This window comes from Mesorhizobium sp. M0292 (genome assembly GCF_040321695.1).
Lineage (GTDB): Bacteria > Pseudomonadota > Alphaproteobacteria > Rhizobiales > Rhizobiaceae > Mesorhizobium.
The window spans coordinates 154,858-176,614 of the sequence record NZ_JAMYSB010000005.1 but is presented as its reverse complement, the minus strand read 5'-3'; the positions used below and the strand labels follow the sequence as shown (position 1 = coordinate 176,614).

The 21,757-nt window shown below is 62.7% G+C and carries 25 protein-coding genes; 15 read left to right on the top strand and 10 right to left on the bottom strand.

Features of this window, described 5'->3' with window-relative positions:
- Positions 1 to 116 precede the first annotated feature (116 nt).
- The gene (gene greA, locus NKI96_RS09705) at positions 117 to 590 is read left to right on the top strand and encodes a transcription elongation factor GreA (RefSeq protein ID WP_023683753.1); all 474 of its coding nucleotides are present in this window, start codon (positions 117 to 119) and stop codon (positions 588 to 590) included.
- Between the two features lie 23 nt (positions 591 to 613).
- Here greA and waaC read toward each other — a convergent pair whose 3' ends face one another.
- Genes waaC through rfaD form a run of 3 tightly spaced genes read right to left on the bottom strand, consistent with a single transcriptional unit; the run spans position 614 to position 3,515 of the window.
- A complete protein-coding gene (waaC, locus tag NKI96_RS09700) occupies positions 614 to 1,588 on the bottom strand; it encodes a lipopolysaccharide heptosyltransferase I (protein WP_023683754.1) in 975 nt (324 codons plus the stop codon).
- A complete protein-coding gene (gene waaF, locus NKI96_RS09695) occupies positions 1,585 to 2,592 on the bottom strand; it encodes a lipopolysaccharide heptosyltransferase II (RefSeq protein ID WP_023695762.1) in 1,008 nt (335 codons plus the stop codon). The genes waaC and waaF overlap by 4 nt, the downstream gene beginning before the upstream one ends.
- Complete coding sequence (rfaD, locus tag NKI96_RS09690; RefSeq protein ID WP_023748181.1) at positions 2,565 to 3,515, bottom strand: ADP-glyceromanno-heptose 6-epimerase; 951 nt, start codon at positions 3,513 to 3,515, stop codon at positions 2,565 to 2,567. The genes waaF and rfaD overlap by 28 nt, the downstream gene beginning before the upstream one ends.
- 134 nt (positions 3,516 to 3,649) lie before the next feature.
- Between rfaD and NKI96_RS09685 the strand changes: the two genes are divergently transcribed.
- From NKI96_RS09685 to NKI96_RS09655, 7 genes are all read left to right on the top strand, one after another.
- A complete protein-coding gene (locus NKI96_RS09685; protein WP_023671977.1) occupies positions 3,650 to 4,282 on the top strand; it encodes a LysE family translocator in 633 nt (210 codons plus the stop codon).
- A 124-nt stretch (positions 4,283 to 4,406) separates the two neighbouring features.
- Positions 4,407 to 5,900 carry a D-glycero-beta-D-manno-heptose-7-phosphate kinase gene (rfaE1, locus tag NKI96_RS09680; RefSeq protein WP_023817626.1) on the top strand — a complete coding sequence of 498 codons (1,494 nt, stop codon included), beginning with the start codon at positions 4,407 to 4,409 and terminating at the stop codon, positions 5,898 to 5,900.
- Between the two features lie 8 nt (positions 5,901 to 5,908).
- Positions 5,909 to 6,481, top strand: a complete 573-nt coding sequence (locus NKI96_RS09675) for a D-sedoheptulose-7-phosphate isomerase (protein WP_023671975.1) — start codon at positions 5,909 to 5,911, stop codon at positions 6,479 to 6,481.
- Complete coding sequence (locus NKI96_RS09670) at positions 6,474 to 7,127, top strand: D-glycero-alpha-D-manno-heptose-1,7-bisphosphate 7-phosphatase (RefSeq protein ID WP_352803926.1); 654 nt, start codon at positions 6,474 to 6,476, stop codon at positions 7,125 to 7,127. Before NKI96_RS09675 ends, NKI96_RS09670 begins: the two co-directional genes overlap by 8 nt.
- A gap of 205 nt (positions 7,128 to 7,332) precedes the next feature.
- On the top strand, positions 7,333 to 8,097 hold the full coding sequence (locus tag NKI96_RS09665; RefSeq protein WP_352803923.1) for a hypothetical protein: 765 nt from the start codon (positions 7,333 to 7,335) through the stop codon (positions 8,095 to 8,097).
- On the top strand, positions 8,004 to 8,312 hold the full coding sequence (locus tag NKI96_RS09660; RefSeq protein ID WP_352804286.1) for a phosphodiester glycosidase family protein: 309 nt from the start codon (positions 8,004 to 8,006) through the stop codon (positions 8,310 to 8,312). The genes NKI96_RS09665 and NKI96_RS09660 overlap by 94 nt, the downstream gene beginning before the upstream one ends.
- 82 nt (positions 8,313 to 8,394) lie before the next feature.
- The gene (locus NKI96_RS09655; RefSeq protein WP_352655132.1) at positions 8,395 to 8,745 is read left to right on the top strand and encodes a hypothetical protein; all 351 of its coding nucleotides are present in this window, start codon (positions 8,395 to 8,397) and stop codon (positions 8,743 to 8,745) included.
- Here NKI96_RS09655 and NKI96_RS09650 read toward each other — a convergent pair.
- Positions 8,735 to 9,211 carry an Lrp/AsnC family transcriptional regulator gene (locus NKI96_RS09650; RefSeq protein WP_023689719.1) on the bottom strand — a complete coding sequence of 159 codons (477 nt, stop codon included), beginning with the start codon at positions 9,209 to 9,211 and terminating at the stop codon, positions 8,735 to 8,737. The two genes, NKI96_RS09655 and NKI96_RS09650, sit on opposite strands and share 11 nt — an antisense overlap.
- Before the next feature lie 256 nt (positions 9,212 to 9,467).
- Here NKI96_RS09650 and trxB point away from each other — a divergent pair, with 256 nt between their 5' ends.
- Together trxB and NKI96_RS09640 are read left to right on the top strand one after the other, a co-directional pair.
- The gene (gene trxB, locus NKI96_RS09645) at positions 9,468 to 10,442 is read left to right on the top strand and encodes a thioredoxin-disulfide reductase (protein ID WP_352803920.1); all 975 of its coding nucleotides are present in this window, start codon (positions 9,468 to 9,470) and stop codon (positions 10,440 to 10,442) included.
- Between the two features lie 80 nt (positions 10,443 to 10,522).
- Positions 10,523 to 11,419, top strand: coding sequence for a LysR family transcriptional regulator (locus tag NKI96_RS09640; RefSeq protein ID WP_023671970.1), 897 nt, complete (start codon positions 10,523 to 10,525; stop codon positions 11,417 to 11,419).
- A 22-nt stretch (positions 11,420 to 11,441) separates the two neighbouring features.
- On the opposite strand, the gene NKI96_RS09635 is transcribed toward NKI96_RS09640, so the two are convergent.
- The 3 genes from NKI96_RS09635 to NKI96_RS09625 form a co-directional block, all read right to left on the bottom strand.
- Complete coding sequence (locus tag NKI96_RS09635) at positions 11,442 to 11,939, bottom strand: methyltransferase family protein (RefSeq protein ID WP_023689721.1); 498 nt, start codon at positions 11,937 to 11,939, stop codon at positions 11,442 to 11,444.
- A gap of 725 nt (positions 11,940 to 12,664) precedes the next feature.
- Positions 12,665 to 14,716, bottom strand: a complete 2,052-nt coding sequence (locus NKI96_RS09630; RefSeq protein ID WP_023683761.1) for an elongation factor G — start codon at positions 14,714 to 14,716, stop codon at positions 12,665 to 12,667.
- Between the two features lie 247 nt (positions 14,717 to 14,963).
- Positions 14,964 to 15,824, bottom strand: a complete 861-nt coding sequence (locus tag NKI96_RS09625; RefSeq protein WP_023671967.1) for an alpha/beta fold hydrolase — start codon at positions 15,822 to 15,824, stop codon at positions 14,964 to 14,966.
- A gap of 147 nt (positions 15,825 to 15,971) precedes the next feature.
- On the opposite strand from NKI96_RS09625, the gene NKI96_RS09620 reads away from it, so the two are divergent.
- Together NKI96_RS09620 and NKI96_RS09615 are read left to right on the top strand one after the other, a co-directional pair.
- Positions 15,972 to 16,523 (top strand): methyltransferase family protein, encoded by a 552-nt coding sequence (locus NKI96_RS09620; RefSeq protein WP_023683763.1) that lies wholly within the window; start codon positions 15,972 to 15,974, stop codon positions 16,521 to 16,523.
- Positions 16,524 to 16,571: 48 nt separating this feature from the next.
- Positions 16,572 to 16,967, top strand: a complete 396-nt coding sequence (locus tag NKI96_RS09615; RefSeq protein ID WP_023683764.1) for a (R)-mandelonitrile lyase — start codon at positions 16,572 to 16,574, stop codon at positions 16,965 to 16,967.
- 59 nt (positions 16,968 to 17,026) lie between these two features.
- Here NKI96_RS09615 and NKI96_RS09610 read toward each other — a convergent pair whose 3' ends face one another.
- Positions 17,027 to 18,229 carry a pyridoxal phosphate-dependent aminotransferase gene (locus tag NKI96_RS09610; protein WP_352803917.1) on the bottom strand — a complete coding sequence of 401 codons (1,203 nt, stop codon included), beginning with the start codon at positions 18,227 to 18,229 and terminating at the stop codon, positions 17,027 to 17,029.
- A gap of 275 nt (positions 18,230 to 18,504) precedes the next feature.
- On the opposite strand from NKI96_RS09610, the gene NKI96_RS09605 reads away from it, so the two are divergent.
- Positions 18,505 to 19,404 (top strand): EAL domain-containing protein, encoded by a 900-nt coding sequence (locus tag NKI96_RS09605; RefSeq protein ID WP_023683766.1) that lies wholly within the window; start codon positions 18,505 to 18,507, stop codon positions 19,402 to 19,404.
- On the top strand, positions 19,401 to 20,261 hold the full coding sequence (locus tag NKI96_RS09600; protein WP_352803914.1) for an EAL domain-containing protein: 861 nt from the start codon (positions 19,401 to 19,403) through the stop codon (positions 20,259 to 20,261). The genes NKI96_RS09605 and NKI96_RS09600 overlap by 4 nt, the downstream gene beginning before the upstream one ends.
- 100 nt (positions 20,262 to 20,361) lie before the next feature.
- On the opposite strand, the gene NKI96_RS09595 is transcribed toward NKI96_RS09600, so the two are convergent.
- The gene (locus NKI96_RS09595) at positions 20,362 to 20,562 is read right to left on the bottom strand and encodes a hypothetical protein (RefSeq protein ID WP_023713920.1); all 201 of its coding nucleotides are present in this window, start codon (positions 20,560 to 20,562) and stop codon (positions 20,362 to 20,364) included.
- 230 nt (positions 20,563 to 20,792) lie between these two features.
- Positions 20,793 to 21,005, bottom strand: coding sequence for a cold-shock protein (locus NKI96_RS09590; RefSeq protein ID WP_015316174.1), 213 nt, complete (start codon positions 21,003 to 21,005; stop codon positions 20,793 to 20,795).
- 298 nt (positions 21,006 to 21,303) lie between these two features.
- On the opposite strand from NKI96_RS09590, the gene NKI96_RS09585 reads away from it, so the two are divergent.
- Positions 21,304 to 21,630, top strand: coding sequence for a hypothetical protein (locus NKI96_RS09585; protein ID WP_352804283.1), 327 nt, complete (start codon positions 21,304 to 21,306; stop codon positions 21,628 to 21,630).
- Positions 21,631 to 21,757 lie beyond the last annotated feature (127 nt).

The window sequence follows — 21,757 nt, the reverse complement described above, 5'->3', positions numbered from 1 at the left end:
AAAATTGCGGTGAAACGGTTCCGTTAGCCCGAGGCTGCCGGACCCGTTTTCTTTTTATACCCATCGACAAGGCTTTCCCCGAAATGCGGGGGTGGCGGCAGGAAAGGTCAGGCATCATGAACAAGGTCCCGATGACAGGCGAGGGGTTCGCGTCATTGAAGGAAGAACTGCGCTGGCGCCAGCAGCAAGAGCGGCCGCGTATCATCGAGGCGATCTCCGAAGCGCGCTCGCATGGCGACCTGTCCGAAAATGCCGAATATCATGCCGCCAAAGAGGCGCAGAGCCTCAATGAGGGCCGTGTCAACGAACTGGAAGACTATATTGCTCGGGCCGAGGTGATCGACGTCACCAAGCTTAGCGGCGACAAGGTCAAGTTCGGCGCCACGGTGGTGCTGGTCGACGAGGACACCGAGGAAAAGAAGACCTACCAGATTGTCGGCGACCAGGAAGCGGATGTGAAATCGGGCCGTATTTCGATCTCCTCGCCGATCGCGCGCGCGCTGATCGGCAAGGAAGTCGGCGACGCCATCGAGGTCAACGCCCCCGGCGGCGCCAGGGGTTATGAGATCGTCCAGGTGCAATTTATCTAGCACCTCAGAATTGCTGGAAGGTCCTATGCCGAAGCTTGGAGCTTAAGGGCTAATAGCTTTTCTGCTTCCGGCACCACCTGTGCCGGCATGAGGCGCTCCCCCGCTGCGGCCAGCAACGTTGAGGCATATTGCCCGCGCGGGCCGGTCAAACCCGGCTCGGTCGCCAGGAACACCGCGACCGTCGGCAGGCCGAAGGCGCTGGCGAGGTGGGTCAGACCGGTGTCGGCGCCGATAACCAGCGTCGAGCGGCCAAGGATCGCGGCAATGTCTGCCAGCGGCGATCTCGGCACCACGATCGTTGACGGCACGGCTTTCGAGATCGCCTTGGCCACCGCCTTCTCACGCTCGTTCGACCAGGTGGTGACCGGCGTCATTCCGCTACCAACCAGCAGGCGAGCCGTTTCGATCCAGTCTTCGGCGGGCCATTTCTTGTCCTCGCGGCTGGTGCCGTGCAGCAGGAAGGCCGTCTTGCCGTCAATGCCGGCCAGGCCGCCGGGAGGCGGCACAATCCCGGATGCGAGCGCCGAAAGATCGGGCTCGTAGCCGAGCGCCAGCCCGAACAGCCGGCGCGTGCGTTCGATGGCGTGCAGGTTGCGCGGCACGGCGTATTTGCGCTGGTAAAACAACGTTGCCGAGGGCTCCCGCGCGCTTGCGCGGTCGAAACCTGCGATTGGTGCCGCTGCCTGTTTCGCAACCAGGGCCGATTTCAGCAGCCCCTGCGCATCGATGACGAGGTCGTACTCGCCTGCTTGCAGAGCGCGGCGCAAGCTTGTCGCCTCCCGCCATGTGCCGGCGTTGAACAGATGCTTGCGCCAGCGCCGGATGGCGACGGTATGGATCTTTGCTATCGCCGGATGCAGCGCGACGATGCCGGCAAAGGCCTCTTCGACGCACCAGTCGAAGGCGATATCGGGGCGCTTGCGGCGTGCATCTTCGACGGCGGGGAAGGTGTGGATGACGTCGCCCATCGAGGAGGTCTTGACGATCAACACCTTCATGCGGCGGCCGGGAGTTCCAGCAACCTGTCCGCCGCCGCTGCCACTCGGGCAACGTCCAGCGTCTTCAGGCAGTTGAGGTGGCCGAGCGGACAGACCTTCCGGTGGCAGGGCGAACAGGACAGATGCAACCAGATCAGTTCGCGCTGTTCAGCCAACGGCGGCGTGTTTTCCGGCGAGGTCGAACCGTAGACGGCAACGACCGGCGTGCCGACGGCGGCCGCGACATGCATCAGCCCGCTGTCGTTGGACACCGCCAGCCTGGCCGCGGCGATCAGGTCGATGGCGTCCTCCAGCCGTGTCTTTCCTGCCAGATCGACGACACCGGGCGCGAGTGCTGCGATCTCGGCGGTGACGTCGCGATCGTTCTTCGAGCCGAACAACGCGACCTTGAATCCTTTCGCCATCATCTCTCCGGCGAGGCCGGCATAGCTTTCGCTAGGCCAGCGTTTGGCCGGACCGAATTCGGCGCCGGGCATCATGGCGACGAATTTTCCCGGCTGCACTGCGAAGCGAGCGAGCAGATCTTTCTGATTGCCGGCGTCGACGGTGAGCCGCGGCGGCCGGAAATGTCCGCCTTGGGCGAGGCCAAAATAGGCCTGCGCGGTGCGCCGTTTGACGGCATCGGGCAGCGGCACGATGTCGGTCAGCAGGCCGTAGCGCATTTCCCGGAGATTGCCGAAGCGGCGGGGGATGCGGGCAAAGAACGGGATCAGCGCCGATTTCCAGCTGCCCGGCAGGACGTAGGCCATGTCGTAGCGGCCGCGCAGCAGGCGGCCGAAGCGGCGGCGAATGGTGAATTCGAGCGCGCCCGGTTGCAGCGGGAAATCGATCTGCTGGCGAATCTCGGGCATGCGCTTGACCAGCGGGGCCGCCCAGGCCGGGGCCAGCACGTCGATGGCGGCGTTGGGATGGACGTCCTTCAGCGCTGAAAACAGGCACTGCGCCATGACCATATCGCCCACCCAGCGTGGGCCGATCACGAGGATCGTTGGGCTTTCAGCCATTCGACATAGTCTCTGACGCCGGTTTCCACGCTGCGGAATTGCCCATTATAGCCGGCTGCGCGCAAGCGGGACATATCAGCCTGGGTAAAACTCTGGTAGCTGCCCTTGAGGTGATCGGGGAATTCGATGAACTCGATCTCGCCCTGGCCCAGCGTATCGATCACGGTCTCGGCAATGGCGCGGAACGGCTGGGCGCGGCCGGTGCCGCAGTTGAAGATGCCGCTCGAGCCGCGCTTCCACAGCCACAGATTGACGTCGGCGACATCGCCGACGTGAATGAAGTCGCGGCTTTGTTCGCCGGGGCCGAAGCCGTCATGGGCGCCGAACAGCTTTGGGTTTTCGCCGCGCCCGACCTGATTGAACAGATGGAAGGCGACCGAGGCCATGGCGCCCTTGTGCGCCTCGCGCGGGCCATAGACGTTGAAGTAGCGCAGGCCCGCGACCTGCGAATGATCGGTGTCGAACACGGTGCGCCTGACATAGTCGTCGAATAGTTTCTTCGAATAGGCGTAGACGTTGAGCGGCCGCTCAAGTGCGGGATCCTCGCGAAACTCCGAACCGCCGCCGTAGACGGAAGCCGAGGAGGCATAGAGGAACGGTATGCGCAGCGAAAGACAGCCATGCAGCAAGCGCTTTGAGAAGGCGTAGTTCACGTCCATCATGAACTTGCCGTTCCATTCCGTGGTGGTCGAGCAGGCGCCCTGGTGGAAGACGGCCTCGACGCGGCCTAGGTCGCCGGCTTCCAAGGTGGCCAAGAATTCGTCCTTGTCGCGATAGTCGGCTATCTGCAAATCGGCCAGGTTGGCGATCTTGTGGCCGTCGGTGAGGTCGTCGACGACGAGGATGTCATCATGGCCTTCGGCATTGAGTGCGGCGACGATGTTGGAGCCGATCATGCCGGCCCCGCCCGTGACGATGATCATGAAGGCCTCTGGTTGCTTGCGATTCCGGTCCTTATAAGGGAGGCCAAGCGTACTGTCGATGAAGCACCACGACGCCACAGCGAGACCGCGAAGCGGCCCGCTTTATTCGAGGCCCGCAAGCTAGGGGACAAAAAATGCCGTCGACCGAACTGCTCATTGCGTTTTTCGCCACCACGGCGATCTTTGCCTATATTCCAGGACCGGCGATGCTCTATGCCGCCGCGCAGACCATGGCGCGCGGGCGCTGGTCGGGGCTGACGGCGGCACTTGGCATCCATCTTGGCGGTTATTTCCATGTCTTTGCGGCTGCCGCCGGGCTGTCGGTGCTCTTCCATGCGGTGCCGCCGCTCTACATGGCGGTCAAGCTCATCGGCGCGCTCTATCTGATCTGGCTTGGCGTGTCCTTGTTCCGCAAGCGCGGGGACGGTGACACGGCGCTGCCGGCGATCGAGCGCAAATCGGCGCGCCGGGCATTTTTCGAGAGCATCACCGTCGAAGTGCTCAATCCGAAGACGGCGATCTTCTTCATGGCGTTCCTGCCACAGTTCATCGATGCCTCGGCGGGTTTCCCGGTGTGGCTGCAATTCGTCGTGCTGGGCACCATCGTCAATTTAATGTTCTCTTCGGCAGATATTGTCTGCGTGTTGCTGGCAGGCATGGTGATCGCCCGGCTGAAGCGCTCCAGCCGTGCGCAGCGCATCATGCAGAGGGCGGGCGGGGCGGTGCTGGTCGGACTGGGCGTCCACGTCGCGTTGCAGAAGAGCTGACGGCCGCCCTGACGTTGCGCTGCGCGGATTTGCGGTATATCGGCTTCGCCATGAACGATCCGGCCCGTAAATTGACAATTTTCAGGGTGATTGAGGTCGGCCTTTCCCTCGCATTGCCAGTGACATGATCAAGCACAATCCGCCTTCGCCCGAACCTTTGCACCGCGCCATTGCCCGCTTTGGCGACGTTGCCGTGCTGGTGGTCGGCGACTTCATCCTCGACCGTTTCGTCAACGGCGTCATCGAGCGCATCTCGCCGGAAGCGCCGATCCCGGTGCTGCACGGGCGCGGCGAGACCTCGACGATGGGCGGCGCAGGCAACGTTGTCGCCAACATCGTCTCGCTGGGTGCCAGCGCTATTCCCATATCGGTGATCGGCACCGATGTGGCCGGCGACAATCTGGTGCGGATGCTTGGCGAGTTCGGCGCCGACACGGTGGGCCTGGCGCAGGAGCGCGGTCGCATGACGTCGTCGAAGAGCCGCTTCAGCGCGCTCAATCAGCAGGTGCTGCGCTTCGATGAGGAAGAGATCAAGCCGCTCGACGACAAGGAACGGGCGGACCTGGTCCGGCATTTCCGCGACGCACTGGCGCGCGCCGACATCGTCATTCTGTCCGACTATGGCAAGGGCATCTTGCTCGACGGCGTCGCCGCCGACCTGATCGCCATCTGCCGCGAGGCGGGAAAACCGGTGCTGGTCGATCCCAAGGGCCGCGACTATGCGCGCTATGCCGGCGCGACCGCCATCACGCCTAACCGCAAGGAGCTTGGCGAAGCTGTCGGTCGCCCGGTTTTCGCCGACGACGAGATCGTCGCGGCGGCACGCCAGCTGATTTCGGCACATGGCTTCGACTTCGTGGTCGCCACCCGCAGCGAAAAGGGCATGAGCGTCGTCGGCGCGGATGAGGCGCGCCACATCGCCACCCAGGCGCGCGAAGTGTTCGACGTTTCGGGCGCCGGCGATACGGTCATCGCGAGCTTCGCGCTGGCTCTGGCCGCGGGCGCCGATCGCGTCATGGCCGCCTCCATCGCCAATGCCGCCGGCGGTGTGGTGGTGGGCAAACGCGGCACCGCGCGGCTGACCGTGGAGGAACTCACCGGTGCGCTGTTCCGCTCGCACGGCCCCACCGCTCACAAGGACGCCATCCTCGACGCCGCATCGGCCGCGCGCATGGTGGCGGCGTGGAAGGACGAGGGCCTGAGCGTCGGCTTCACCAATGGCTGCTTCGATATATTGCATGCCGGCCATGTCAGTCTTCTCCACGCGGCGCGCAGCCAGTGCGACCGGCTGGTGCTCGGCCTCAACAGCGATGCCTCGGTGCGTCGGCTGAAAGGCGCCGGGCGCCCGGTCAACGATCAGCATGATCGTGCCTGCGTGCTCGCCGCCCTGGCCTCGGTCGATGCGGTCGTGGTGTTCGAAGAGGATACGCCGCTGGCGCTGATCGAGGCGCTTCTGCCCGACATTCTGGTCAAGGGCGCCGACTACACGGTCGAAACCGTTGTCGGCGCCGATGTGGTGCAGAAGGCGGGCGGGCGCGTCGTCCTGGTCGACCTTGTCGCCGGCAAGAGCACCACCGGCACGATCGGCAAATTGCGCGCCGGCGGCGGTACCAACTGAGGGATTTCATGTCCGGACTGAATGACTATCTGGTCCGCTCGGCGGCCGCGATCACCGCGACAGTCGAGCGTGACCTGACCGCCGAGATGGAACGTGCTGTGAGTGCGGTCGTCGCCGCGCTTTCCTCGGGCAAGGCGCTGCTGGTCTGCGGCAATGGCGGCTCGGCCAGCGACGCCATCCACATTGCCACCGAACTGGTCGGCCGCTTCCTTAAGGAGCGCAAGGCCTACAATGTGATTGCGCTGCCGGCCAACGCGGGCATGCTGACCGCCTGGGGCAATGACTATGGCTTCGACACCGTGTTTTCGCGCCAGGTCGAGGCGCATGGCGCGCCCGGCGGCGTGCTGCTTGCCATCTCGACCAGCGGCAATTCGCCGAGCATTCTGGCTGCCGCCGAACAGGCTCGGATGATGGGCATGACGGTGGTCAGCCTCACCGGCGACAGCGGTGGCAAACTCAAGCCGCTCACCGACATACTGCTCAACGTGCCCTCGACCTCGACGCCGATCATCCAGCAGGGACATCTCTGCCTCTACCACTATCTCTGCGAGGTGGTGGAAGACCGTCTGTCGAATGGCTGACACCGGGGCCTACGGTCCATACCCGCTGGCTGAGCCCGGCCTGTGGGTTGAGCGGGTGGGTTTGCAGTCCTTTCTCGCTGGGACGCCGGCGCTGTTCTTCGACCGCGACGGCACCATCAATGTCGATACGGGTTATCCCGACGATCCCGCCAAAATGGTGCTGCGCGACGGCATCGTGCCGGTCATCGCGGCGGCCAACCGGGGCAACATCCCGGTGGTCATCGTCACCAACCAGTCCGGCATCGCGCGCGGCTATTTCGGCTGGAAGGAATTTGCCGCGGTCAACGGCCGGGTTCTCAAGCTGCTTGCCGCCGGCGATGCCTTCGTCGACATGGTTCTGGCCTGCGCCTACCACGAGGCGGGCAGCGGGCCACTGGCGGTCGCCGACCATCCAATGCGCAAGCCCAATCCGGGCATGCTGCTACAGGCCCGGCAGCGTCTCGGCCTCGATCTCAAGCGCTCGCTGATAGTCGGCGACAAGGCCGCGGATATGCAGGCCGGACAACGTGCCGGCCTGCCGCGCGGCTGGCTGGTGGATGGCGAGGGAAGTAATGAGCCGGGCTTCGAGGTTCTGCCGCTGCGCAACCCCGATGATCTGGAACGGCTTTTGAGGGCTGTCGAGTCGCTCGGATCGAGACTGATTTAGCTTTCCGGATCTGTTGCGACGCAATCTCAATGGGTTAGCTTGAGCGTTTCACCGTTTCGCAGAAACGGCGAGCCGATCCATTTCTTTGCTTTGACGCTATTCCCCAGGAAAGCACCACGCTCTTTTGCGGAAAAACTGCAGAGATCAGACATCATTCAAGCAAGAAATTTGCAGATGTCATTCCATCGAGAACGAGGGGAATTCATTGAAGAAAGCAATCTCTGTTGCCGTTGTCTTGTTGATATTGGCTGTGCTTTCAGCCGTGGGGTATGTCTGGCAAAAACACGGCGTGTACGGGCTCAATGCACTTCTTCGCCGCGGCGGAAGCTACTGGATCGCCGTTGCACCCGACGATGCGCGTCTCTCGCCTGCCATGCAGCTTGCGTTGAAATCGGAAATTCCTGATGTGACCGCTGGAGCCAGCTCATGGAATGAAACCGAGCCTGGATTCCAGGTCAGAGAAATCCCCGTCATGGCGGGCGACCGTGAAATTGACCGGCTCTATCTCAACCGTTTCGATCCAGCCAAATTCCGTTTCGTTGCCCGTAACGAGCCCAGTGGTGCCAAGGACATCGACCAGTGGGAAGCGGCACTCAATCCACAAGGCACAGGCGGCACCGTTCTGATCGTCAATGGCAGTTATTTCGGGCTGAAGGGCGAGGCCGACACGCCGCTGATCAGCATGGGCGCCAGGCTCGGGCCGGATGAATATGACGCCAGGGCCGGCGCGTGGATCGTGAATGCTTCGGGCACGCATGTGGTCGATCTGACCTCGCGCGACTGGCGCGCAGTCACGGAGAATGCCGAAAACGCTATGGTTTCCTATCCATTGCTTGTCGGTGAGGACGGCCGCAACAATGTACGCGCCAAGAGCAACTGGTTGGCCAACGCACCTTTATCGCGGAAGATCGTCAGGGCTGGATCATCGTCGGTTCGACCAAGGACGCTTTCTTCTCGCTGGACCGGCTAGCAAACTTCCTGTTGCAGACCGACCTCGATCTCAAGACGGCGCTAAACCTCGATGGCGGGCCTGTTGCCTGCCTCAGCGTCCGCTCCGGGAACTACCGGTTGAAACACTATGCCAAGTGGGAAGCCCAGGTCGCGGATGGCGACGTCTCACTGCTTCAAGCACCGCTAGATGTGCCCTGGGGATTGCCTGTTGTTCTCACGGTGGAGCGCAGGTAGCAGATCCTGCCCTTGGCAGGGTGGTCAAAGTACTCCCGATTCCGTAGCTGAAACCGGATGGCATATTCAACCTTGGCCGCTCATGTTCACGCAATCTGACCCGGAATACCCTACGATTTTGGCGCCAGAATTCGCTTTCTGGCTCATATTCGTCGTCAACATAATTGTGATCGGCGCGGCGTTTCTCGCGTCAAAAAACATTTTCCGTCTCAAATGGTTGCCGCATGTCATCACATTCGTCTGGCTTGCTTGCTCACCTATTTTGCTAGGCTTTTTAGCTTTGCCGGAGATGTCTCCTGGCGAGAGCCCCGGCCCTGGCGACGGCTTCATTCTTTTGCCAGTTGTCGGAGAGGTAGCAGTGTGTCTGTTGGGGTATGTCTTGGTCGGCGTCGCACATGCTTTTTCGAAGTTAATCTCGCTTATCAGGCGCTGAACGCCACCAGCCCTTCGTCCTTGACGCGGCGGATGGTCAGCGCGGTGCGCACCGTGTCGACATTGGGGGCCGAGGCCAGTTCTTCGATGACGAAGGTCTGGAACGTGCCGAGATCGCTCGCCACGCAATGCAGCAGGAAGTCGGATTCGCCCGAGACCATCCAGGCGTCGCGCACGATCGGCCAGCCGCGAGTGCGCTCGGCGAAAGCTTTGAGCTCCGCGTCGGCTTGGTGATGCAGGCCGATCAGGCAGAAGGCGACGACATCCATGCCGAGCGCCGGCGCGTTGAGCAAGGCGCGATAGCCTCTGATGATGCCGGTTTCCTCCAGCCGCCGGACACGGCGCAGGCAGGGCGGGGCGGAAATGCCGACGCGGCTCGACAGTTCGACATTGGTCATGCGCCCGTCGGCCTGAAGCTCGCGCAGAATCTTCCAGTCGATGGCGTCGAGGTCGGCTTTCAGGGGCATGGCGGTCTCGGCTTAGCGCAAGAATCTTTCGCGCTCTCGTCCTTAAACGACTTTCGTGTCGATGCCAGCCCTTTGGTCGGGCGATTTCGCAACCGTAACGAAAGCGGCCATTGCGCGAATAAGCCTGTAGGCCGAAGCTTTCCGGGGACGACTGCCTGATCGTCTTGCTGGCGTGGTTGGCAACCCTTACATTACCAGCAACATTTCACGTCGTTTTCCAAGGCACACTCGATTGTCTGCCCCGCAGAGGCTTTAGATGACCACCAAGCACGCGCCTGTCCTTATCATCGGTTCCGGCCCGGCCGGCTATACCGCCGCAGTCTACGCCGCGCGCGCCATGCTCAAGCCGATGCTCGTAGCAGGCTTGCAGCAGGGCGGGCAGCTGATGATCACCACCGATGTCGAAAACTATCCGGGCTTCGCCGATCCGATCCAGGGCCCGTGGCTGATGGAGCAGATGCTGAAGCAGGCCGAGCATGTCGGCACCGATATCATCAACGACATCATCACCGAGGTTGACCTCAATGTGCGGCCGTTCCGCGCCACGGGCGATTCCGGCACCACCTACACGGCCGACGCGCTGATCATTGCCACCGGCGCGCAGGCGAAATGGCTGGGCATCCCCACCGAACAGACCTTCATGGGCTTCGGCGTGTCGGCCTGCGCCACCTGCGATGGTTTTTTCTATCGCGGCAAGGATGTCGCTGTCATCGGCGGCGGCAATTCGGCGGTGGAGGAGGCGCTCTATCTCTCCAATCTGGCGAAGAGCGTGACCGTCATCCACCGGCGCAACGATTTCCGCGCCGAGCGCATCCTGCGTGAGCGGCTGTTGAAAAAGGACAATGTCGGAGTCATCTGGGACACGATCGTCGACGAGATCACCGGCCGGCCCGGCAAGACGCCGCTGCCGCCTTCGGTCGAAGGGCTGAAGCTCAGAAATGCGGTGACCGGCGAGGTCAGCCATCTCCAGGTGGACGGCGTGTTCGTGGCGATCGGCCATGCGCCGGCGGTGGAATTGTTTGTCGGCAAGCTGAAGCAGAAGCCGAACGGCTATCTGTGGACGGCGCCGAATTCGACCCGCACGGACGTTCCCGGCGTGTTCGCCGCCGGTGACGTGACCGACGATATCTACCGTCAGGCGGTGACCGCCGCCGGGCTCGGCTGCATGGCCGCGCTCGAGGCGGAAAAATACCTGGCCGGCATCGAGGTGCACCGCGAAGCGGCGGAATAAAATCTATCAAGACGGCGTCGCAAGCCGTTCAAAAGCCTGATTTTTCATTCAGACGCCAAAAACAGAACGAGGGGAACTCAATGGCGTTGGACTGGGACAAGCTTCGCGTGTTTCACGCAGCGGCGGAGGCTGGGTCGTTTACCCATGCCGCCGAGACTTTGCACCTGTCGCAATCGGCGATTTCACGCCAGGTCAGCGCGCTCGAACATGATGTCGGGGTGCCGCTGTTCAATCGCCATGCCCGCGGCCTGGTGCTGACCGAGCAGGGCGAAATGCTGTTCCGCACGGCGCATGACGTGCTGATGAAGCTCGAGACCATCAAGTCGAAGCTGACCGAGGCAAAGGACCGTCCCTCAGGCGTGCTCAGGGTGACGACGACAGTCGGGCTTGGCGCCGGTTGGCTGACCGAACGGGTGCAGGAGTTCATCGAGCTCTATCCCGAAATCAGCCTGCAGCTGATCCTGGCCAATGAGGAACTCGACCTCACCATGCGCCAGGCCGACTGCGCGATACGGCTGCGCCAGCCGCAGCAGCCCGACCTTATCCAGCGCCGCCTGTTCACCGTGCATTTCCACCTCTATGCCTCGCCGTCCTATGTCGGCAAGCACGGAAAGCCGACCTCGGTCGCCGATCTGAAGAACCATCGCATCGTCACTTTCGGCGTGCCGGTGCCGTCGCATCTGTCGGAGCTGAACTGGCTGGAAACGATCGGCGATTTCGACGGTGGGCAAAGGGTGCCGACGCTGCAGATCAACGACATCTTGTCGATCAAGCGCGCCGTGCAGGGCGGCGCCGGCATCGCCATGCTGCCCGACTACGTGATCTCCAAGGAATCGGATTTGGTGCAGCTTTTGCCGGAGACCGAGGTGCCGTCCTTCGACACCTATTTCGCCTATCCCGATGCAATGAAGAACCAGGCCAAGCTGCACGTCTTCCGCGACTTCATCATCGCCAAAGCGCGCAGCTGGTCATTTTAAACATGGCCTTGGGAGGTGCTGGTCACCCCCGCCACGGCGTCAGCCGTGGCAGCCAGCCGGGAACATTGCGGCGGTAGGTCTCGTATTCGCCACCGTAGCGGCGGGCGAGAGTCGGCTCCTCATAGAACCTGACGAAAGAGCCCATGACGATCGCGCCGATGGCGGCATAGGCAGCGACGCTCCAGCTTGAAAACAGCAACGCCTGGCCCAGGATGATCGACAGTACTGCGACATACATCGGGTTGCGGACATGGCGGTACACGCCGCCGATCACCAGTCTCTCGGTGGGCGCGACAGGCGCCGGCGTGCCGAGGCCTTCGAGCGCGAAGCGGGCAAAGGAATGGACGAGCAGGGCGATGGCCGCGACAATCAGGATGGAGCCGGCCGGCACGAAGCCGGGCACCGTCGACAGCGGCAGACGGTAGCGGTCCGTGAGCAGCCAGGGCACCAGCCCGGCAACGACACAAGGTGCGGCGATGAAGAAGACCGCGCTGCCGGCGATCGCCTGAGGTGTCCGCATGTCAGGTCTCCCTTCTTCCGGCCGACCCTTCCCATCCCGCTGCCGCAAAAATAAACGCCTGTTGCCCGATTCAACGTCATTCGGCTTTTTGCCCGCGAGCGCGAGAATCAGCCCGACTTGCGGTTCTGCGAAGGCAACAGCACGGTCGCGCCATTCATTTGGCAACTTTTCGTGGTCCTATGGCCCCTAGACATGGGTTAGACCACAGCCTGTACCTTTTTGCATGCGTGTGTTGCAAAATAGATGCTTGTTTCTTGGGCATGAACAGCACATATATAGATCATCTCCTGGGCGCGTTCTCCTCCCATTAGCGCCCTCGAGTGTTCCCCTCTGGAGGTTAGCCTTAACAGGCACTTCCAATCAAACTCAGCCGGATCTTCATTGATCCGGCTTTTTTGTTTCCGGGCCTGCCGTAGCCAGCGAAAAATCGAGCAAAATCGCCGCGTAACAGTGACATGTAACCTCAGGTAACATGCCGCAGGCGCGATTCATCGTTTAAGCAGATCATAGGACGCGGTGTGGTTCGACCGGGAGATGGGGGCATCACTCGGAAGATCCGGGCTCAGGCGGCTACCGCGTCCGAACCTATTCGTCTGTCAGTGCCGCATGGCGCGGCGGATACGTGCGGCGGACCTGCCGTTTTCCTCCCAAGAAGACGGTCCGCAATAAGAGCGGCGTCCGGGTCATCCGGGCGCCGTTTTTTGTGCGGATCATCCTTCGGCCTGTCAGGCAGCCTTGCCGTTGGCGTTCATCGCCTCGTCGGCCAACCGACCGGTCAGCTCGGCCATGTGATCGAAGGCGCAACGATAGCTGGCGACGCCGGAGGTCGCCGAGCGCAGTTCGATGATCAGGTCGCCGATCTCGGCCTGCGGCATGGTCGCCTCCACGACATCCCATCCCGGCCAGTCAGGCCGCGCGTCGTAGCCAAGGATCTGGCCGCGCCGTTGCGGGATCAGCGCGATGATCTTCGAAGTGGCTTCGGACGGCGTGACGATCTCGACCTTCATGACCGGCTCGAGCAGCACCGGCGAGCAGGCCGCCATGCCTTCCTTCATGGCCAGCTTGGCCGCCATCTGGAAAGCCATGTCGGAGGAATCGACGGCGTGGTAGGAGCCGTCGGAGAGGTTGACGGCGACATCGACGACAGGGAAGCCGAGCGGGCCGGATTTCAGATAATCGCGCACGCCGGTTTCGACCGACTGGATGTAGGTCTTGGGCACGACGCCGCCGGTGATGGTGTCCGAGAACTGAAAGCCGGAGCCGCGCGGCAGCGGCTTGATCTCGATCACCACATCGCCGAACTGGCCATGGCCGCCGGACTGCTTCTTGTGGCGGCCGCGCTGCTGCACCGTCTTTCGGATCGTCTCGCGATAGGGGACGGCAGGCGCATGGCCTTCGACCGGAATCTGATTCTTGCCTTCCAGCCGCTCGCGCACGACCCGCAGATGCATCTCGCCATGGCCGGACAGCACGGTCTCGGCCGAGTCCTGGTTGTGGCGCAAGGTGAGCGAGGGATCTTCCTCGGCCAGGCGCTGGATGGCCGCCGACATTTTGACCTCGTCCTTGCGCTCCTTCGGCCGTAGCGCAAAGGCAAAGACCGGCTGCGGCGGCGTAAGCGTGACCAGCGGCTTGATACCGCCCTTCGTGGAACTCAACGTCTGGCCGGTCTTGACCTCGTCCAGCTTGCCCAACGCCACCGTGTCGCCGGCCTTGGCAGCGGTGAGCTTGGACTGGTCCTTGCCGAGCATCTTGTAGATGCCGGAGACCTTCGCCGTCTCGCCATTCGACAAATAGAGTTCGGCTGCATCGGCGATCTGGCCGGAGAGTACGCGCGACACGGACAGCTTGCCGCCATGCGCGGTGTGGATGGTCTTCATCACCTGGACCACGGTGTGATTGCCGTCGGGGACGCCGAGCCGTTTGCGCGTCGCCTCGACATCCGGTGCGTCATGGCGGATCGCCTTCAAAAGGCGCAGCACGCCGTTGCCTTTTTCGGCGGTGCCGATAAGCACCGGCGTTATGGCGCCGGCGCGCAGGTCGGCGGACAGATCGTCGAAGACCGCGTCTTTCGGCGGCTCGATCTCCTCCAGCAACTGCTCCATCAACTGGTCGTCATGGTCGGCAAGCGTCTCCAGCATGGAGAAGCGAGCCTCCAGTTCGCGCGCCTTGTCGTCAGTTGGAATTTCGGCAACCTGGCTTTCGGCATATTCGCGGTAGATGTAGGCGCGCTCTAGCGCCAGGTCGATGGAACCGATCACCACATTGTCCTTGCGCAGCGGAATCTGGCGCAGCAACAGCGGCGCCGCGCTCGTCGGCTGCAGCATCTTCAGCGTATCGCGTACGCCGGCGATTGCCTTGTCGACCTTGTTGAGGAACAGGATGCGCGGCACGCCGAGATCGTCGAGCTTGCGCATGATGAGCTGCAAGGCTGGGATCTTCTTCTCGTCGGCCTCGGCGACGACCACCGCGAGATCGCAGGCTGCCAGCACCGGCTCGGCCTCGAAGGAGAATTCGATCGATCCGGGACAGTCGACGAAGGTGATCTGCTCGCCCATGAATTCGGTGGTGGCAAAGGTCGCCTCGACGCTCATGGCGTGCGCCCGCGCCTCGGGCGAATGATCGGAAACGGTGCTTCCCGATGAAACGGGATTTTGGCGGGGGATGGCGCCCGTACGGGCGAGGATGGCTTCGAGAAGTGTCGTCTTACCGCTTGCAAAGGGACCGACTATGGCAATGCATTTCGGTCCCGTGCGTCGTCCTCCGGCGCGAGTACCCATGGCTGACCTCCACTCAGGCTTGGCCCTTGGAGTGCGATCAGCAAAAGTGGAAACGGTTTTGCGCCGATCGCACCCTGTCGTGAGCGGCGGCCGGCCTGTTCGACCGTCGCGGGGCGGGGTTGTTTCTCTTAGCCACCTGCCCAAGCCCATCGTCCCACGGGTTAGCCGGCAGGGCAAGGAAAATAGGAATCCGGTGCGCCGTCAGGCGGCCGAGGCAAGACCCCGGGATCAGAACCGTCCGGCGATTTCAGCTTGCCTGGGTGCGGCGCGTGGGCGTGGCGGCTGCACTCTGCTTCACCACCATCTCGGCGTAGCGCGACAGCAACGGGTTGAACAGGTCTGGGCGTTCCCAGAACGGTGCATGGCCGGCGCCTGATATGACATGGCATTGTTCCCACAGCAAGCCATAGGCCACCGTCTCGAAGTAACTCAGCCGCACCAGCGGATCATGCTCTCCATTGATCACCGCAACCGGGAACGGGGCGTGCTCGACCACCTGTTTCTGGTCGGCGCCCTTGCCGGCAAACATGCTGCGCGCCACGCCGGCGCGAAGCCTGCCGTCGGTGCGCCTTATGGCTTCGCGGAAAGACGGACTGGCGGTATCGCCGAAGCAAAGCGCCTCGAAGCGCTCGATGTCGCGTTCGGAGTAGACCTTCTTGGAGGCCAGCAGCATGTCCCAGTTGGCGTGAAAGCCGCGCAGCATGCCAAGCGGCCCCCGCGACACCGGCGGCGCTCCGGTCAGCACCAGGCCGCTGACCGCATGGTGAAAGCTGGCCAGTTCGACCGCCACATGGCCGCCGAGCGACCAGCCGAAGATGATGGCGTGGCCGATGCCCAAAGCGTCGAGAAGCCGGGCTGTGGTCTGGGCAAGGCCGGTAATCGTATAGGCGGTCGCCGGGTCGCGGGCATCGGAGGACTCGCCGTGGCCGGGAAGGTCGAAGGCGATCAGCCGATGGCCGTCGGCAAGCGGGCTATCGAACTGACGGGCAAACACGGCGCGCGAACTGCCCGACCCATGGATCATGACGATGGGCATGCCGGACCCAGACGACTGGCTGAGGCGCAAGTCGGCCTGCGGCGTGCGGATGGTGCGGTGAGTGATGCTCATGCTGGATTAGACCTTGAGATTTGCCTGACCGCCAACATCGCATCGCTGGCTCTATATGTTCTTTAAACATGTGGTTAAGAAAGGATTTCTAAAGAGATAGCCGGCACGATTGCTGGCTCCATGGCAATCACGCGCGGAATCCCGACAATGGAACCAGTCCTCGATCTTCTTGTCTCGATCTGCAGCATCGCGATGCTTGGCCAATATGTCTGGTCGATGCGGGCGCATTTCCAATCGCAGGCGATGTCTCCAGGCGCCATGGTGATTTCGGCGGCGGTCATCGCCACGGCGCTGTTCTTTCTCGCCACCCTTTGGATCCAATCGCAGCCGGGTTCGGCAAAGCTCACCGGACTTGCCGTCGAACTGGCGAGCTCTGCCCTGTTCTGGTGGGCGATCGTCACGTCGCGCAAGGTGCGGCTGCGCTTCGTCTTCGCACCCGACGATCCGCACAGCCTGCTGACCCACGGCCCCTACGGCCATGTCCGCCACCCCTTCTATACGTCCTACATCGTCTTCTGGATCGGCTGGGGGATCGCGACCTGGTCGGTCTGGGCGTTGGTGCCGGTCGCCGGGATCGCTATCCTCTATGTGTTTGCGGCGCTGGACGAAGAGAAGAAATTTTCGCGCACGCCGCTGGCCGGAGCCTACGCGGACTATCGCGTACGTGCCGGCCTGTTCTGGCCCCGGCTGGGGTGGTAGCGAGCACCGGGGCAGGGTAGGTTCTACTGAACTCAGGGGTCACCAGAGATGAAGATCATTGCCTGCGGCAGCGTGCCGACCATCATCGCACCGGAGAAGTATTTCACCGGCCGCGTGCTGCAGACGCCCATCATCGAGAAGGAAGCGCCGGCGCGGCTGCGGGCCACGCTGGTCAGCTTCGAGCCTGGCGCGCGTACCCACTGGCACACGCATCCGCTCGGCCAAACGCTCTATGTCACGTCGGGCGCCGGCCTTGCGCAGACATGGGGCGGGCCGATCCAGGAGATCAAGGCGGGCGACGTGATCTCGTTCGAGCCGGGCGAGAAGCACTGGCACGGCGCGGGTCCAAAGACGACAATGACCCACGTCGCCATGCAGGAAGCGCTGGACGGCGTCCACGCAGATTGGATGGAAGCGGTCACCAGCGAGCAGTATGGCGGCTGAGGTCTGCTCCTGACAAAAACCCGGCTCGAAGCCGGGTTTCATGTCTCGGTGCCGCCAGTTCAGGTCAGCGATGCCGTGAACCGCTGGATGCGCGTGCAGGCTTCCTCCAGCAGCGTCTCCGACGTGGCGTAGGAGATGCGGAAGTTGGGGCCGAGGCCGAAGGCCGAGCCGAACACCACCGCGACACCCTCGCCTTCGAGCAATTCGGAGCAGAAAGTCTCGTCAGTGTCGATTATCTTGCCGGCCTTGGTCTTCTTGCCAATCAGCTGGGCGCAGGACGGGTAGACATAGAAGGCGCCTTCCGGCGACGGGCAGGTTATGCCGCGCGCCTGGTTGAGCATCGACACGACGAGGTCGCGACGGCCCTGAAAGATCGCCTTGTTCCTGGCGACGAAATCCTGCGGGCCGTTGAGCGCCTCGACCGAGGCCCATTGCGCGATGGTGCAGGCGCCCGAGGTCTGCTGGCCCTGGATCATGTCCATCGCCTTGATCAGCTGGACGGGACCCGCGGCATAGCCGATGCGCCAGCCGGTCATGGCGTAGGCTTTCGAGACGCCGTTCATGGTCAGCGTGCGCTCGTAGAGTTTCGGCTCGACCTCGGCGATCGTCCTGAAGACGAAGTCGCCATAGGTCAGGTGTTCGTACATGTCGTCGGTCAGTGTCCAGACATGCGGATGCTTCAAGAGCACGTCGGCCAGCGCGCGCAGCTCGGCTTCCGTGTATGCGGCGCCGGACGGGTTCGATGGCGAGTTCATCAACAGCCATTTGGTCTTCGGCGTCATCGCCTTTTCCAGCACGGCGGGAGTGAGCTTGAAACCATTGTCGATCGAGGTGTCGGCGAACACCGAGGTGCCGCCGCAGATCGCCACCATTTCGGGATAGCTGACCCAATAGGGGCGGGGGATGATGACCTCGTCGCCTGGGTTCAGCGTCGCCATGAAGGCGTTGAACAGGATCTGCTTGCCGCCGGTGCCGACAATGGTCTGCTCGGGCTTGTAGTCGAGATTGTTCTCGCGCTTGAATTTTTTTGCGATCGCCTCGCGCAGCGGCGCGATGCCCGAAACCGGCGGGTATTTGGTCTCGCCGCGGCGGATCGCCTCGATCGCCGCATTCTTGATGTTGTCGGGCGTGTCGAAATCCGGTTCGCCGGCGCCGAGGCCGATAATGTCGCGGCCGGCATTTTTCAGCTCGCGGGCTTTCTGCGTCACCGCGATGGTGGCGGAAGGCTTTACGCGGGCAAGGGCGTCGGCAAGAAAGGCCATGACCAGATATCTCCAGAGGGGTCGGCGCAACCGCAAACAGCTGCGGCGCTTCTCATGTCGCATCGACCCGGCAAGTGCAAGCATTGTCGGATGAGCCAGGGGTCAAGGACCCGTGGAGATCGGCTTTTTGGAGCGCGTGCATGACGGTTTCACTCTGCGTTGCGGGCTCTGCAATCGACGCCTATCCCCGGCAAGACTAAATTCATCAACGGCCGCTAAAACCTTTGACGGCAGGATCGCCAGCCATTTCGCCTGTCTCGCGGAGCGAGGGACCCTTGTCGCGCAGCACCGGGCTTGCCCACATCATCCGTCACGATGACGGCACCGCTTCAGGTGTCTGGGGTCCCTACACGCTGCAGAGCGCCTTTCAGCCGATCTTCGCCTTCAAGGACGGCAAGCTCTCGATCGCAGCGTTCGAGGGGCTGATCCGGCCGTTTCGTGACGGCGAGCCGCAATCGCCGATGAACTTCTTCCGCACCTGTCCGGCCGGCGACCGCCTGCATATCGAGGCGCTGACGCGCACGCTGCATTTGCTCAATGCCGGCGCCTGCCTGCCGCAAGAGGCTTCGATCTTCGTCAATTTCGATCCGTCGGTGTTTACCGAGCGCTCCATCGCCGACAACGCGTTGCGCGACATGCGGCTGGTGCTGCACGAAGCCGGGATCGATCCGCGCCGCATCGTGTGCGAGGTGACCGAGCAGAAGTCGGCGTCGCAGGAAACGCTCTACAGCTTTGTCGAGGCGCTGCGGGCCAATGGCTTTCGCATTGCCGTCGACGATTACGGCGCCGATGAATCCGACATCAACCGCATCAAGGAGCTCAAGCCCGACATCGTCAAATTCGATGCGCACTGGATCACGCAGCTCATGGAATCCGGCGCCGGCTTTGCCCTGCTGACTGCCATGGTGACGAACTTCGAACTACAGGGCATCCGCACGGTGTTCGAAGGCATCGAGGAAGGCTGGCAGCTTGAACTAGCCGAGAAATCCGGCGCATCGATGGTGCAGGGCTTTGTGCTGGCAAAGCCGGAACTGGCGCCGACCAGCTTTCGCGCTTTCGGCAAGGATACGCAGCCGTCTGTCGCGGCGGCCGAGCCTGGCAAGACGCCTGCCGGCCCGACTGCAGCGCCTCCGGCGCGGCCGGGCAGGGTGTTCGGGCGCAGGACCGGGCCATGACCGGGCAGCGCGAGAGGCGTCGCGATATCGGCGAAGCGATCTTTGCCGACGAGGTCGGCATCGAATATGGCGTCTATGGCGCGTTCCGGCTGAAGAGCGCCTACCAGCCGATCTTTGCGCCACGCGGTGGCGCGTTGGCCGCGGTTGCCGTCGAGGCGCTGATCGAACCGCAGCGCGCTTCCATGCCGGTTGCACCGGCCATGTTCTTCGACAGCGTCGCGCCGGGCGACCGCCTGCTTGTCGAGACGATGTGCCGGATGCTGCATCTGAAAAACTTCCGCAACATCGGCGTCGACGGGCTCGACCTGTTCTTCAATTACAATCCGATGATCAACGATCATCTCGGGCGGGCGCTGGCCGAGATCCGGCTGATGACGCGGCATCTCGGCGATCTCGACCTGCATGCCGCCATGCTGGTCTGCGAGATCACCGAACAGGCGGCCGACGATAATGTGCTGGCCCCGCTGGCGCGCGAGATGCGGCGCCACGGCATCCGCATCGCCATCGACGATTTCGGCACCGGCCACTCGACCGCGGAGCGGATGAACCTGCTCCAGCCGGATATCGTGAAGATCGACGGCGGCTGGTTCGCCGAATTCTGCCGCCACGCTGCCGCCGAGCGCTTCTTCCGGCCGCTCGTCTCGTCGCTACACGATCGCGGCGCCAAGGTGCTGGTCGAAGGCATCGAGCAATCCGTGCATCTGCGCGTCGCGCTGGATGGCGGCGTCGACCTGCTACAGGGGTTCCATCTCGGCCGCCCGGCGCTGGCCGGCACGATCTTCAACCGGGAGCCGCTGTCGATCGAGGCGCTGCTTGGCGCCGACAACAAGGTGGTGCCGCTGCATCTGCGGCGCTGATTTGTGCTCGCGCTTGCCGCCGCTTCGCGGCTCGTTCCGGACCGGACGCCAACGGGCGCGATGCCCGGTTGGGCTTGCGGCCTTCGGCCGTAGCGCGCATTCAAAGAGGGCGAACTCGGCCCGCGTGAAGTTCAGCCAAAGCCTGCTCGGCAAACTTATCCAGCCGGCCAGCCTTGGCGTCCGCCTCGATCTGCATATCCCACACCTCTGCCTGATACGCTGCGAACCATTTGGTAAAGGCCTTTAGTTCTTTGGTCTTCAGGGCTGCGATGGATCTTTCAATCTGTTCGAGCTTGGTCATGGGGCGAAACTAGCATGGCCATCGTCCAATTCCAGACAAACAAAAAGGCGGGATAAATCCCGCCTTCCCATTTTCGGTAGCCTGATCGGAGCTTTAAGTCCGGGCCGGCAGCTATCTGCTGATCCAGCTTGTCGGGTCTTTCTGCTCCAGCGCGCTTCTCGCGCGACCGTCAGTACATCCGTGACTCGCCGCGCGCCCCGAACTCTCGTCCGGCGCGCGCTATCGCAAAATCAGGCTGCCTTGCTCAGAGAACCAGCGGACGACTTGCCTGTGCGGCGGTCCTGCTCGATCTCGAAGTTGATTTTCTGGCCTTCGACCAGGGTCGACAGTCCAGCGCGCTCGACAGCGGAGATGTGAACGAAAACGTCCGCACCGCCCGAATCAGGCTGAATGAAGCCGAAGCCCTTGGTGGCATTGAACCACTTGACCGTACCAGTTGCCATATGAATAGTCCTCGCATTTGCTTTGGTTTGACCGAACCGAGGTTCAGCCGGTTTGTATCGAGATTTTGGAGATAGACGTCAGCAAACGCGAAGATCGCGAGGCCCGGATCGATCGGCCGAAATATCAATGGAGCTGATATAGGCGGGTTTCGCACCAAAAACAAGATGGCTCGAAAAATGGCGTTGCGGTGGCGCCGCCCAAAGGCCGCCCCAATCGCATGAAAGCGTCGAGCAATCGGGAAGATCGGGACGCCCGACGGCGTTAGTCCGGTTTTGGGAGACTGTCATGAAAACGGTTGTGAAAACCATTCTGCTTGCCGCCTGCCTGACGCTGGCGGCCGCCGAGGCGCAGGCGATCTCGCGCTACGACCCCACTCGTATGAGCTGCGACAGGGTGCAAGGCACGATCGCCCGCCGGGGCGCGGTCATCCTGCGCTATCAGTCCAGGCGCGTGCCGGGGCTGCCGCTCTTCGACCGCTATGTGCAGAGCCAGCAATTCTGCAATGTCGGCGAGGTCAGAAAGCGCGCCTATGTGCCGAGCGCCGATACCGAATCCTGCCCGGTCTATCTCTGCAAGCGGATCGAGAACGACCATTTTCACCGCCGCTTCCTGCGCCGTCATTAGGCATATTGATATTCAAGTGAGGCCGGTCTTCTGCGCTTCCGGCGCCCACGTACATTAAGTACGCTCCGCTCCGGTTCTCGAAGACCATAGTTCTCGGTGCGGCCTGACCTGAATCTCAACATACCCA